This is a genomic window from Pseudomonas reinekei (assembly GCF_001945365.1).
Taxonomy (GTDB): Bacteria; Pseudomonadota; Gammaproteobacteria; order Pseudomonadales; family Pseudomonadaceae; genus Aquipseudomonas; species Aquipseudomonas reinekei.
Window position 1 is genome coordinate 90,468 of the sequence record NZ_MSTQ01000013.1, and the last position, 13,461, is coordinate 103,928.

A 13,461-nucleotide genomic window follows, 5' to 3' on the forward strand; every position below is an offset into this window, starting at 1 on the left:
GAAACTTTGAGCACGTCGCCTTGCCGTGCAGAACCAATACAAGCCGATAGGCGAGCCGGCACTTCAATCATTCGATAGATGGCCTAGCGCCTATTTCTTGAGCTGCCATGGTCTATGGTTTAGGATCGAACCATATCCCCCTAGGGGGGATATCAGCGCTCAACAGAGACAAAACCAGCAGATTGCGTCTCTTCGTAAACAGTTCAGTAACTGCCAGATCACGCACTTCGCCACATGAGATCTTCCATGCTGAAAATCCTAGCCAACCGAACCTACCGTCATCTCTTTCTCGCGCAAGTGATCGCGCTCGTAGGGACTGGGCTCGCCACTGTCGCTCTGGGCCTGCTGGCGTTCGACCTTGCGGGCGCCCAAGCAGGTGCTGTCCTAGGTACAGCACTGGCGATCAAAATGACGGCCTACATTGGCTTTGCCCCCATTGCAGCGGCTTTTGCAGAGCGCCTGCCTCGCCGAGCCATGTTGGTCTCTTTGGATTTGGTGCGGGCACTGGTCGCGCTGGCTCTGCCGTTCGTGACGGAGGTCTGGCAAATCTACGTGCTGATTTTTGTCCTTCAGTCGGCCTCGGCAGCGTTCACCCCGACATTCCAGGCAACCATTCCAGACATTCTGCCGGATGAAGATGACTACACCCGTGCCTTGTCGCTATCACGCCTGGCCTACGATCTTGAAAGTGTCGCGAGCCCGATGCTCGCCGCCGCGTTGCTGACGGTGATCAGCTTCCATAACCTGTTCGCCGGCACCGTCATCGGTTTTCTCGCCTCGGCGGCCATGGTCTCCACGGTGCTTCTGCCGAAGGCGAAGCAGACGCCGCGACGGAGCGTCTACGAACGAACCACCCGAGGCATGCGTATATTCCTTGCCACACCCCGCCTACGAGGGCTGCTGGCTCTTAATCTGACGGTAGCTGCCGCTAGTGCCATGGTCATCGTCAATACGGTGGTGCTGGTGCAGTCGCGCTTCGCTCTTCCTCAGAGTTCTACAGCATTGGCGTTGGCCGCATTTGGTGGCGGCTCCATGGTCGCGGCCCTGGTCTTGCCTCGCCTGTTGAAAAACATCAAAGACCGAACGGCCATGCTGTTTGGTGGAGGAATACTGGTTGCAGGCTTGGCCGTTGGCATCAACCTGACCACCTACAACTTCTTGCTGCCGCTGTGGATGGTGCTCGGGGTGGGTTACTCCTTGGCCCAGACTCCGAGCGGTCGATTGTTGCGTCGCTCGGCACATGCCGAAGATCGCCCAGCGTTGTTTGCCGCCCAATTTGCGCTATCCCATGCCTGCTGGTTGATTACCTACCCATTGGCGGGATGGCTGGGTGCCAACATAAGCCTCACGGCCTCGTTTGTTGGGCTCGCTGTCGTGGCAGGTAGTGCACTGGTGGTCAGCATTGTGATCTGGCGTCCTGCTCATGACCAAGAGTCGATCAAACACACCCATGAGAACCTGCCGGACGATCACACTCACCTCGACGGCAAGGATGGCGTCGATCATGAACACCCATATGTGATCGATGATCAGCATCGCCGATGGCCAAACAGTTAGAGGTACTTGGTGATTTGCTTGAAGGCTTCCAGTGGTGCGCGCTCGCCATTGTTCAACGCCGAGACGGTGTCCTCCAAGCAGTGATCAATGTGATCCTGAATGAGCGTGCGCTTGGCTTGGCACACCGCTTTTTCAACCGCATGCAGCTGCTGGGCGATGTCCACGCACTGACGACCCTCTTCGATCATGGTGATGATGCCGCGTAAATGACCATCCGCTCGCTTGAGGCGCTTGATGATCGCCTCATGACTTTGGTGGGTATGGGGATGGCCGTGTACGTATTCGTGTTCGTGCTCACTCATGACTTGAGCCTCAGGCCTCAATGAATTACGCCGGCATCCTATCCCCCATAGGGGGATGGGTCAAACGTATCAAAACCCTATAAGACGAGTTGAAACCCGAACGCCATGTTCAGCAGAACACTCACAATGACGGTGGTACTCGCGCTTGTTCTCGCCATGTTTGTGGACTGGGCCGGGCGATCTCTTTGCTTTCACTCGTGGTCAGCAGGCCACGCGGGTAGGCTGATCATAAAGGTCGTATGGCCATCTCTGGAGACACATCCAACGGTGCCGTCATGGGCGTCGACCAGTGATTTTACGATTGCCAGCCCTAACCCCGCATGGTTCGTAGCGCTCTCTCTCCGTGCGGGATCGACTCGGTAAAAACGGTCAAACAGCCGGGCCAGATGCTCTACCGCTATCTCCTCGCCGGGGTTTTCCACTGACAAGCTGATCATGTCGCCAAGGGGCTCGATTCTCACGGAAATCGTACAGTCAGGTGGGGTATACCTGAGCGCATTGGACAGCAAATTTGAGATCGTCCGATCCAGCATCGTCCTGTCACCATTCACCGCGCCGTGCCCGACTACCTGTAGCTTTACCCCTGTGTCGTCTGCCAGAAGCTGGTAATACTCGAATAGTTTCTCGACGACCGAACGCAACTCAATTTTCTCTTTGGCAGGTAGAACTAGACCATTGTCCGACTTTGCCAAGAAAAGCATGCCATCAATAATGCTGGAAAGTCGGTTCAAATCCTCCAGGTTGGAATAGAGATTCTCTTCATAATCCTCTGGCGCGCGTTTCTTTGTAAGGATGACCTCGGTATGCGTGCGCAGATTGCTGATAGGAGTACGTAGCTCGTGCGCGATATCTGCTGAAAAGTTAGACAACCGAGCAAATGACTCTTCAAGGCGAGCCAGCATAGCGTTGAACGAAGTGACGAGGAGCTCTAGCTCGCGAGGCACAGAATCCATCGGAATACGCTCCTTCAGCGATCCGGCTGACATCGAGGCCGCGACTTTCGTTACTTGTGCGACCGGCTTCAGCCCGCTGAGCGCGACCAACCACCCTAAACCTGCGCTGACCAAGGCGCTAATCGCCAGCCCGATCACTAACCACCAGCGCAGAGTCTCAACGAAATGCATATGACTTGTGATGTCTAGACTCAGCCACGCGGTCATTGGCTCAGCTTCATTCGCCAAATGAACTTGAGCTTTCATGCCTCGGTACATATGGCTTCCAGCTGTCCACTCCCACATATCTTCCCTCGGGTCACCAGAGGAGTAAGAGGGATGTCCAACTGCATTTGAAGTCGCGAAAAACGTCTTCCCGCCCATCGCGATAATTGAGGCTGAGAGTTCCTGGTGAGCACCAAGGAGTGCCTGTAGTTGCAACACAACTTCTGAAGGGTCTGCGGAGCCAGCTTCGCCATCCATTATTTGCCGAATGGATTCGAGCTTTTCCGTCATCGCTTGACGGTCGATGGCCTTAAAGTGATGCTGACTGAACCCATCAAAGGTAAAGCCTGCTACTACCAACACGGCCACCACGGCACAGACAAACATCATGCTTAAACGGAGGGTAAGAGATGCGCGCTTCATTCTGTATCCGTAGCATCTAGCATGTAGCCCATTCCCCTCGCGGTTTGAATCATCTTGGTGTCGAAATCGTCATCGATTTTGGCCCGGAGCCGACGAATCGCGACTTCGATCACGTTGGTATCACTGTCGAAGTTCATGTCCCAAACCTGCGATGCGATCAGTGATTTCGGCAAGACTTCTCCCCGACGGCGCATCAGCAGCTCTAGCAGCGAAAATTCCTTGGCGGTAAGGTCAATGCGTCGACCTGAGCGCGAGGCCCGTCGCTTTAGAAGATCGACCTCCAGATCCCCGATCTTAATAGATGTCTGGTTTGGTACGGCGGCGCCACGGCGAAGCAAGCTTCTGACGCGGGCAAGCAATTCAGAAAATGCGAAGGGTTTGACTAGATAATCGTCCGCACCTAACTCCAAGCCTTTGACCCGGTCATCAACTCCGTCCCTGGCAGTCAGAAACAGCACAGGAACCGAGCTTCCGGCTGTGCGGACAGATCGAATGACCTCCCAGCCATCCAGGCCCGGCATCATTACGTCCAGGATTAGAAGATCGTAGGCCTCATTTAACGCCTGGTGTAACGCCTCTGTTCCCGTCACAACCCGGTCGACACTGAAGCCAGCTTCCAAGAGGCCTTGCTGTAGGTACATTCCGATTTTTGGTTCGTCTTCTGCAACCAAGAGTTTCATGCTTGGGCTCCGGTTTTGCGGTGTCCTAGTGTGCTACCAATCTGACGACTGTGCGGAAGCTTACGCAAATGTAATTGCCCCAACAGCAGCCAGAAAGCACGCAGTCACGACAGGCTCGGGGGCAATTCAGCGGGGGCAGCGAAGACGCGGCTTACAAGAATGTAATCGGGAATCTGAGCTTTTTGCGCTTAACCTACCTTCCATCCAGTGCGGAAGTACGACTCCTGGCCTACGGCCAGTGCATACAGCGCAACCGCACACTAAAACGTGACGAGGTGCATCGAATGTTCAAACGAAAGCTATCGCTTGCTGTGGGATTGATGATTTTTGGGGTTGTGCAGGCAGCTGAGCCACTCAAAATCGATGTACATCGGGACGCGAACTGCGGGTGCTGCAAGGAATGGGTCAAGCACCTCGAATCGAATGGATTCAAGGTGGTCGACCACGTGGAAACCAACATGAGCGCTATCAAGCAGAACCTGGGCGTGCCACAGGGACTCGCTTCATGCCATACGGCTGTGATTGACGGCAAATTCGTAGAGGGTCATGTCCCAGCCGATGAAATCAAGAAGCTGAATGGTCGCTCAGACCTCGCAGGAATTGCAGTGCCAGGCATGCCCGCAGGTTCTCCTGGTATGGACTACGGCCAGAATCATCAACCTTACCAAGTCCTGGGGCTCACCAAGGCAGGTGCGCAAGAAGTGGTCGCTGACTACCCCATCAGCCGATAGTCGTTGCTCAGATCTGAGCGCCCTTGGGGCCGCTCGGATCTAGCTTCTGGATCACCCTTGAGCCATCTCGATTGAGGGGCTCAATGTTCCTAGCCAAGCCACCAAGCAAACGATGACAACAGCACAGGTCGATTCGATCACCACACTTTTTCTCAAAGCAGTTGCCGCTAGAGAAAAATCACCGGCCACCACAGATCGCTCTAGTGAAGGGCTCAGGTAGAAACGATTGAGGGTAGCTAGCCCGATCATGCCCACGAAAAGTAGGATCTTCACGAGTAGGAGAATGCCATAGGTACTGGTTACGACTTCGATTACTGTCGGCCCGACAATGAAGAGATAATTAGCGACGCCAGTAACTATGATCGTACCAACAATGAATGCGCCCGCTGTTTCGAATCCCTTGAGCGCTCGCGATAGCACTAGTACCAGTTGCTCCGAATTAGCCCCCCTAATACTCAACATCAGACCAAACGCCGCGAGAGCTCCGATCCATCCGCCAGCGGCAAGTAGGTGCAGAATATCAGCGGCAAAGTGCCAGAATCGCAGGGCGCCTTCATCCATCGCCCCGTGACCTGTCCATGGGATTGTCGCTAAGGCAATGCTGCCCGCAATGGTAGCGACCCAGAGACTGCCCGTCGGCCATCGCCTGTTCTGGCTTCCAGCAAAAATCACCACTGCTAGCGAGATCATGCGTGTCACCCAGCTGTAGCCGACCTCAGTCTCGTACAGCATCATTTCCATGTGAGGTCGCAGCTCCGCCCAGTCGGATGCGCCACTCATATTTTTTGTCATAACTACAAAAGCTGCTATGGACAAAAGCATACCTATAACAGCGGTGCCAGGTAGTAGCGACCCAAAATGCAACAGCGTTCCCGATACACGCTCTTTTCCCCGAAAGCTGTATAGCCCAAAGACGGCAAGACCGAAGAGGAGCATCAGATCCAAATACAGCGCGAGGCGCAGCGCCACGTTAATTGGGTCGCTCATACTTATTTCACTTTGAAGATGACGCTGCCAGTAATCGGATGGGTATCGGACGAGACCGCTCGCCATTCCACTTTGTAGGTGCCAGTTGTGAGAGGAGAGGCCGGGGTCAAGACCATGGTTTTAGGGTCGTTACTGCCGGCCACGCTAGCTTTCACACCCATAGGAGAGTTTGGCATGCCGGGCATGTCGGTCATGATCAACTTGGCTCCGGAAAACTGGGTAACCAGGTTTTCAGAAAAGTGCAGCTCAATCTTCGCAGGGGCTGGGCCGTTCGCGCCCTCAGCCGGAGTTGAAGACACCAGCTTCGGGTGAGCCTGGGCCACTGCACTGAGCAGAAGACTGGACGAAAGAGCGACGGCCACAACACAGGATTTAAATACAGACATGCAAGGCTCCTCACAGCGCGTAGCTGTGGTGATGAGGTTAAATAATTATTTGGTGCCGCTAACTGTGATTTAGAACCACACCCGGACGCCGAGCACCAGACGTGCTTCGTTATTGTCTTCGCCTTCCTCGCTGGCATAGTCAGCGGTATTTCCATAAGAGCGATTCCAAGTCACACCTACGTAAGGTGCGAACTCTGGACGGATTTCGTATCGGAGCCGCAAACCAACTTCACTCTCAGACAACCCTGAACCGACTCCACGTTTGGGATCGTTTTTGCCATAGAAATTGAATTCTGCTGTTGGTTGCAAAATCAGCTTATTGGTTAGAAGAATGTCGTAGTTCCCTTCTAAACGCGCTGCGGTCTGGCCACCTTCACCTAGATAAGCTGTGGCCTGGGCCTCGAAATTGTAGAGCGCCAAACCCTGGACACCCAAAGCCGCCCACGTTTGAGGATCTTCTGGTTTGAAGTCTTGACGAACACCGCCGACTAGATCCCACCAGGGGCTGATTGAGTGCCCCCACAATGCTTGCACTTCAGCTTTTTCAGTCTTCCCATTGGAGCGCTCGCCTTCGGAACGCAACCATAGACGATCAACATCTCCCCCTATCCAACCTTGGGCTTCCCAGTTCAGTGCGCTTCCATCGTCAGCATCCTGCCATTCCAATTTCTCAAATATAAAAAATGAGTTGAGGGCTGTGTCATGAACCGCGTGACCACCTGGGGATTTATAGACTGCGGCTCTGTCGGCATCGGTTAGCGGCGGTATCGGATTCCGGCTTTGGGCTTGTGGTTGCTTTGCGGGCTGCATACCCTCCATTTTGCTGTGATCCATGCCCTGCATCTGGCTATGATCCATGCCTTCCATCTTGCCGTGATCCATGCCCTGCATCTGGCTATGATCCATTCCTTCCATCTTGCCGTGATCCATGGTCTGCATCTGGCTGTGATCCATGGTCTGCATCTGCCCGTCTTCGGTACCCTGGCTTGTTTCAGCGGCTGCGGGGAAGACAAAACCAGCGGTCAGAGCGACCGTAAACACAGCTGAGTGCATGCGAGTCCCGCAAAGAAAATTGCTCATAGTCGACTCCTTATTCCTCTACACGCACTTCGCGGAACATCCCCATTTCCATGTGGTACAGGAGATGGCAGTGATAGGCCCAGCGTCCCAGTGCATCGGCTGTCACTCGGTAGCTGCGCTTCGAGCCTGGCGGCATATCAATAGTGTGTTTGCGAACAAGGAATTGGCCATTCTCGTCTTCTAGGTCGCTCCACATGCCATGCAAATGGATGGGGTGAGTCATCATGGTGTCGTTGACAAGAACGATCCGGACTCGCTCGCCGTACTTCAGTTTTAACGGCTCGGCGTCCGAAAACTTCACGCCGTTGAAAGACCAGGAAAACTTCTCCATATGGCCAGTCAAGTGCAGTTCGATAGTCCGACTTGGCTCACGGCCATCTGGATCCTCAAACGTGCTCTTTAGATCAGAATACGTCAGCACTTTTCGACCATTCTCGCGAAGGCCCATGCCAGGATCATCAAGCTTTGGCGACGTTGTCATTGCCTGCATGTCGACGAGAGGGTTGTTGGATTCTGTGGCTGGGTGCGACTGCATTTCTCCCATACCACTCATGCCGCCCATAGACATTTTGCTGTGATCCATCCCAGCCATGCTGTCCATGCCGGACGTATCTTGCGTAGCGCCATGGTTCATACCGTTCAGGGCTCCGCCGTCCATGCCTGTCATGCCCTCCATTGGGCCGTCACCCATACCGGCCATCTTGCTGTGATCCATTCCAGCCATATCGCCCATACCAGCCATCGAGCCATGATCCATACCGGCCATACCCATGTCAGCCATGGTGACGAGAGGACGTGGGTCTAGCTCAGGTACCGGAGCGGCCAGGCCAGACCGGACGGCCAAGGTGCCTCTTGCGTACCCCGACCGATCCATCGCCTGCGCAAACAGTGTGTAGGCGTCCTGAGTTGGTTCGACGATCACATCGAAAGTCTCGGCAGTGGCGATCCTGAACTCATCCACGCTCACAGGTTTGACATACTGGCCATCGGCAGCCACGACAGTCATCTTCAAACCCGGAATACGGACATCAAAGTAGCTCATGGCTGAACCATTGATGAACCTCAACCTAAGCTTTTCGCCAGGTTTGAAGGTGCCCGTCCAGTTGGAGTTCGGCGCGTGGCCGTTCATCAAGTAGGTGTATGTCGCGCCACTGACGTCTGCAATGTCAGTGGGATTCATCTTCATTTCGGCCCACATCTTGCGGTCAGCTACGGTGGCTGACCAACCTTTGTCAGCTACGTCATGGATGAAATCACTGACTGTGCGTTTGTGGGTGTTGTAGTAGTCAGACTGCTTCTTCAATGTTTTCATCAGCGAAGCCGGATCTTCATCCGTCCAGTCAGTAAGCATCACCACGTAGTCACGGTCATACTCAAATGGCTCGGGCTCTTTCGCGTCGATTACCAATGGGCCGTATACACCTACCTGTTCTTGGAAGCCGGAGTGACTGTGATACCAGTACGTTCCGTTCTGCTTGACCTTGAATTGATAGACATACGTGCCGTTAGGCTCGATCCCATGGAAGCTAAGGCCCGGCACACCGTCCATATTCGCGGGGAGGATAATCCCGTGCCAGTGGATTGATGTCATATCCTTGAGGCGGTTCTTGACCCGCAAGGTCACGGTATCGCCCTCACGCCAGCGCAGCTGAGGCCCCGGTATCCCACCATTGATTGTCATGGCAGTCCGGGTATTCCCAGTGATATTTACCGGTGTCTCTCCAATAAAGAGGTCGAACTCTGTACCTGACAGGACATTAGTCTCGCCCAAGCTACGGGCCGCCCAAATAGGGGTATGCCAGAGGCCTAAGCCACCGAGAATCCCGCCTGCGGTCAGACCTTTCACAAAGGTGCGCCGAGAAGTTTTGGAATGCATACCGATTCATGTCCCATCAGTCGGATGTCAGGTGCACGCACGTTGGCGTGTTCCCGAGGGTTCACGCTTTGGATAGCCAGTGCGCTTGATACATCGGAAGATGCCATAAGCCAGCAAACGGGGTGATTACATTTCCGTAAGCTGGGCGGCTCAGCATTGATGCTTCTGCTCTTCAGCCGTGGGCTTTTCCTGTGCAATATCCTCTTGCACTTGCGCTTGTGAGACGGGTTTGGTGGTGGCCATTGCCGTCTCGCGAGCTCGTTCCATGCGCTCAACCGCACGGTCGCCGCCACCTTCGGCAAAGGCCAGGGACGATATAGCCAAACTGAGTGTAAGAATCACAACGTTGGTTGCTTTCATAGTGCATCTCCTTCAAGGAATTGACTCTCGATGAAACCAGAGAGTTTGAGCGTCAGCTCGATGAGGATGATGAGGGGACGTACCTGTCAGCACGCTTAGCCGGTGATTACACTTTTGACAGCACACGGAGAAACTCAACATCTGAAAGATCGACGGGCGTCATAAAATTTGACCGCACCACAGAACCGACAGCCGGCTGCATAAATTGATGTAGATCAACCGTGGCACTTCAATGTGGCGTATGTTGAAAAATCAAAATCCGCTAATCAGTACCGGAGATTCTCCATGTTCTGGTTTCGCCATCGTCAACCAATGTTCATACGCCTCGCCATCGTGCTGTGGGTGTTAGCGTTTGGTCTGGCAGCGACCCAGGGATGTCTGGCACAGCCCAGCCACAATCCGGCTACAACTCATGTCTCGCTGATCACCACGCAAGATCACGATAGCCACGACGCCCATGCCCTCGGTTGCCTTCAGCACTGCGCCGATGCGGCAATAGCTGTAAGTCCTTCGCTCCATCTTCAAATATTTGACCTGTTCAGTTGGACGTTTCTGCTCCTTATCCCAGCGTTGCTGATTTTGTATCCCGCCAATCCCTCCGCTTTTGCCTTTCTTGCATTACGGCGCCCTGTACCGGCCAGACCTCCTGCCCGCCTGATTTTCGTCCGTTTCAACGATTAATCCGACCTTCTGCGCGCCGATCTTCGGCGCACTGTCTGACTGCGCCAACCTGGCGCGGCTTGGTATTACCTGAGTTGTCCTGACCCTTTGGAGATTGCCATGCATGCCACATTGAAATTTATCCTCGCCACCCTGCTCGTGAGCAGCCCACTTATCGCCTCGGCAGTCGATGAGCATCACCCGGAGGGGCAGACCGCGCCCGCCAAGACAAGCGAAGCAGCTACGCCGATGCAAAACACTGTCATGACCGAGCAAATGCAAAAAATGCAGGCTGCACACGACAAGGCAGCCGCCGCCAAGACCCCTGCCGAGCGACACGCCGCCATGCAGGAGAGCATGAAGACGATGAAGGACAGCATGGCCATGATGCATAAGAACTGTCATGGCAAGGGCATGGGCATGGACGGCAACAAAGACGGCATGGAGATGGGAATGATGAACATGATGATGAAAATGATGGATCAGCAAACGAGCATGATGAACATGCAGACGAGCAAGTGACGGGCACAAGCCTGTAGGCAATGCAGCGACGGTTTTGCCTTAACCAATATGCCAAGGGTAAAACTGCCGCCCGTTGCACCTTTACGACGTATCACTAAACCGCACTCCCTCAGGAGTACAGAACCATGATGAATTCGCCACATTCCGCTAACACCTCTCCAACATTTTGGAGGAGCAAACCCGGCATAGCGCTGGGTATGCTGCTGGTGATCGTGCTGTTCTATCTGGCAAGAGAACACTACGGCCATATGCTGGGTTTACTGCCTTATATGATTTTGCTGTTGTGCCCGCTGATGCATTTTTTCGGGCACCACCACGGTGGTCACAATCATCACGGCGAAACCTCAGTCTCAACCAAGGATGCGAACAGGAGTTAGCTCATGCACACCCCTGAGGTTCGTCAAGAGCACGGCCCAATACAGAACTCTGAACCCCAAGCCACTGGCTCCCATGACCCTGTATGTGGCATGACCGTGAGTAACGACAGCCAGTTCAGCACGGAATATGAGGGGCAAAACTACCGGTTCTGCAGCCAGAAATGCCAAACGACCTTCAGGGCAGCGCCCGAGCGTTATCGAATATCTCAACTGAAAATCGAACAAGTCCCTCAGACAACAACAGAACCGTTAACGGGTGCCGCTGAATACACATGTCCCATGCATCCGGAAATTCGCCAGATCGGCCCCGGCGTCTGCCCTAAGTGCGGCATGACCTTAGAGCCGGTGATTCCCGAATTGGAGGAAGAAGAGAACTTAGAACTCAAGGACTTCACCCGGCGCTTCTGGTGGACATTGCCACTGACAGTGATCGTCACCGTGCTGGCTATGGGTGGCCATGCCTTGGAGCTGTTCCATGGCACCACGCAAAATTGGGTCGAGCTGGGATTGGCTACACCCGTCGTGCTGTGGGCTGGCTGGCCGTTTTATGTGCGTGGTGTGCGTTCGGTGATTCAGCGAAGTCCGAACATGTGGACGCTAATCGGCCTCGGCACGGCGGCGGCCTTCCTTTACAGCGTTGTGGCCACCCTGACCCCCGATGTATTTCCCAGCAACTTCATGATGGAGGGCCGCATCGGTGTGTACTTCGAAGCGGCGGCTGTGATCATCTCACTGACCCTTCTCGGCCAGATGCTTGAACTCAAGGCTCGCTCGCAAACCTCGGCTGCCATCAAGTCGCTGCTTGGACTGGCACCCAAAACTGCCCGACGGATCAATGCCGATGGCACGGAAGAAGACATCCCTCTGACACACGTACACAGCGGCGACACGTTACGTGTGCGACCGGGCGAAAAAGTGCCTGTCGACGGCCAGGTGTTGCAAGGCGAAAGCGCCGTAGATGAGTCGATGCTCACCGGCGAACCGATACCGATTATGAAGAGGGCCGGCGACGCGCTGATCGGAGCCACCCTAAACATCCACGGCAGTCTGGTGATGCAGGCGCAGAAGATAGGGTCGGCGACCCTGCTCGCACAGATTGTGCAGATGGTTGTGCAGGCACAACGCTCAAAAGCGCCGATGCAACGGCTGGCAGACGTGATTGCCAGTTACTTCGTGATTGTGGTGATTACTATCGCCGCGCTGACACTACTCGGTTGGGGGCTGTGGGGGCCCGAGCCAAGTTGGGTGTTCGGACTGATCAACGCTGTCGCGGTCATGATCATCGCCTGTCCCTGTGCCCTTGGCCTAGCGACACCGATGTCAGTCATGGTTGCCACCGGCAAGGCTGCTGGCAGCGGCGTATTGTTTCGCGATGCCGCCGCCATCGAAAACCTGCGCAAGATAGACATCTTGATAGTCGACAAAACTGGCACCCTCACTGAAGGTCGACCAGCGTTCCATAGCGTCGAGGCCGTACCCGGATTTACTCAGGATGAAGTGTTGCGCCTGGCCGCAAGTCTCGATCAGGGCAGTGAGCATCCATTGGCCCACGCCATCGTCGAGCAGGCTCGTGCCGCAGGGCTAACACTGGCGACACCTGAAACCTTCGAGTCAGCCTCAGGTATTGGTGTAAGCGGTAAGGTCGAGGGTCGCCGCCTGATCCTAGGCAATACCGCGTTGATGCAGGAGGCGGACGTTTCCACCGAGAGCTTGCAAGCACATGCCGAGAAGCTACGCGGCGACGGTACGAGCATCATGTACCTGGCAGTCAATGGCGCCCTGGCGGGTTTGCTGGCTGTTGCCGACCCCATCAAACCCACCACGAAGCTGGCCGTCGAGCGTCTGCAGGCGGATGGCGTCAAGGTCATCATGGCCACTGGCGACGGCCTTACGACTGCTCGCTCAGTAGCTCGCCAGTTGGGCATCGAGGAGGTTCACGGCGAGGTCAAACCGCAAGATAAAGAACGTCTGGTGGCATCTCTGCAACAAGCCGGACACCGGGTGGCGATGGCCGGCGACGGCATTAATGATGCCCCCGCACTGGCTCGCGCTGATGTAGGTATCGCCATGGGCACTGGCACTGACGTGGCTATGAACAGCGCTCAGGTCACTCTGGTCAAGGGCGATCTGCTCGGTATCCTGCGTGCTCGCAGCCTGTCAGTAGCAACGGTGAGAAATATGCACCAGAACCTGACCTTCGCCTTCCTTTACAACGCCATGGGCATCCCACTGGCTGCCGGCTTGTTCTATCCACTTACCGGTCACCTTCTGTCACCGCTCATTGCCGCACTGGCCATGAGCGTGAGCTCGGCGTCGGTGGTATTCAACGCCTTGCGTCTGCGCCAGGCTTCCATTGATTGAGT

14 protein-coding genes are annotated in these 13,461 nt (G+C 55.0%); 6 read left to right on the top strand and 8 right to left on the bottom strand.

Annotated elements, in window-relative coordinates; translation table 11 throughout:
- Positions 1-246 precede the first annotated feature (246 nt).
- The gene (locus tag BVK86_RS20370) at positions 247-1,557 is read left to right on the top strand and encodes an MFS transporter (RefSeq protein ID WP_075948113.1); all 1,311 of its coding nucleotides are present in this window, start codon (positions 247-249) and stop codon (positions 1,555-1,557) included.
- Here the strand turns inward: BVK86_RS20370 and BVK86_RS20375 are convergent.
- The 3 genes from BVK86_RS20375 to BVK86_RS20385 all read right to left on the bottom strand — a co-directional run bounded on the left by BVK86_RS20375 (position 1,554) and on the right by BVK86_RS20385 (position 4,119).
- Positions 1,554-1,859: a metal-sensing transcriptional repressor gene (locus BVK86_RS20375; RefSeq protein ID WP_075948114.1), complete on the bottom strand. Its 306-nt coding sequence runs from the start codon at positions 1,857-1,859 to the stop codon at positions 1,554-1,556. The two genes, BVK86_RS20370 and BVK86_RS20375, sit on opposite strands and share 4 nt — an antisense overlap.
- Before the next feature lie 191 nt (positions 1,860-2,050).
- Positions 2,051-3,439, bottom strand: coding sequence for a heavy metal sensor histidine kinase (locus BVK86_RS20380; RefSeq protein WP_075948115.1), 1,389 nt, complete (start codon positions 3,437-3,439; stop codon positions 2,051-2,053).
- Positions 3,436-4,119, bottom strand: a complete 684-nt coding sequence (locus BVK86_RS20385; RefSeq protein WP_075948116.1) for a heavy metal response regulator transcription factor — start codon at positions 4,117-4,119, stop codon at positions 3,436-3,438. The genes BVK86_RS20380 and BVK86_RS20385 overlap by 4 nt, the downstream gene beginning before the upstream one ends.
- Positions 4,120-4,403: 284 nt before the next feature.
- Here BVK86_RS20385 and BVK86_RS20390 point away from each other — a divergent pair, with 284 nt between their 5' ends.
- On the top strand, positions 4,404-4,850 hold the full coding sequence (locus BVK86_RS20390; protein WP_075948117.1) for a DUF411 domain-containing protein: 447 nt from the start codon (positions 4,404-4,406) through the stop codon (positions 4,848-4,850).
- Between the two features lie 51 nt (positions 4,851-4,901).
- On the opposite strand, the gene copD is transcribed toward BVK86_RS20390, so the two are convergent.
- From copD to BVK86_RS20415, 5 genes are all read right to left on the bottom strand, one after another.
- A complete protein-coding gene (copD, locus tag BVK86_RS20395) occupies positions 4,902-5,837 on the bottom strand; it encodes a copper homeostasis membrane protein CopD (RefSeq protein ID WP_075948118.1) in 936 nt (311 codons plus the stop codon).
- A gap of 2 nt (positions 5,838-5,839) precedes the next feature.
- Positions 5,840-6,223, bottom strand: a complete 384-nt coding sequence (copC, locus tag BVK86_RS20400; protein ID WP_075948119.1) for a copper homeostasis periplasmic binding protein CopC — start codon at positions 6,221-6,223, stop codon at positions 5,840-5,842.
- Between the two features lie 69 nt (positions 6,224-6,292).
- Positions 6,293-7,303: a copper resistance protein B gene (locus BVK86_RS20405; protein ID WP_083659340.1), complete on the bottom strand. Its 1,011-nt coding sequence runs from the start codon at positions 7,301-7,303 to the stop codon at positions 6,293-6,295.
- 10 nt (positions 7,304-7,313) lie between these two features.
- Positions 7,314-9,179 (bottom strand): copper resistance system multicopper oxidase, encoded by a 1,866-nt coding sequence (locus BVK86_RS20410; RefSeq protein ID WP_075948120.1) that lies wholly within the window; start codon positions 9,177-9,179, stop codon positions 7,314-7,316.
- A 150-nt stretch (positions 9,180-9,329) separates the two neighbouring features.
- Complete coding sequence (locus BVK86_RS20415; protein ID WP_075948121.1) at positions 9,330-9,539, bottom strand: co-regulatory protein PtrA N-terminal domain-containing protein; 210 nt, start codon at positions 9,537-9,539, stop codon at positions 9,330-9,332.
- Between the two features lie 285 nt (positions 9,540-9,824).
- Between BVK86_RS20415 and BVK86_RS20420 the strand changes: the two genes are divergently transcribed.
- From BVK86_RS20420 to BVK86_RS20435, 4 genes are all read left to right on the top strand, one after another.
- Positions 9,825-10,220 carry a hypothetical protein gene (locus BVK86_RS20420; RefSeq protein ID WP_075948122.1) on the top strand — a complete coding sequence of 132 codons (396 nt, stop codon included), beginning with the start codon at positions 9,825-9,827 and terminating at the stop codon, positions 10,218-10,220.
- 99 nt (positions 10,221-10,319) lie between these two features.
- Positions 10,320-10,721, top strand: coding sequence for a hypothetical protein (locus tag BVK86_RS20425; protein WP_075948123.1), 402 nt, complete (start codon positions 10,320-10,322; stop codon positions 10,719-10,721).
- 125 nt (positions 10,722-10,846) lie between these two features.
- On the top strand, positions 10,847-11,098 hold the full coding sequence (locus tag BVK86_RS20430) for a DUF2933 domain-containing protein (protein ID WP_075948124.1): 252 nt from the start codon (positions 10,847-10,849) through the stop codon (positions 11,096-11,098).
- 90 nt (positions 11,099-11,188) lie between these two features.
- A complete protein-coding gene (locus BVK86_RS20435; RefSeq protein ID WP_075948125.1) occupies positions 11,189-13,459 on the top strand; it encodes a heavy metal translocating P-type ATPase in 2,271 nt (756 codons plus the stop codon).
- The last annotated feature ends 2 nt before the right edge of the window (positions 13,460-13,461 follow it).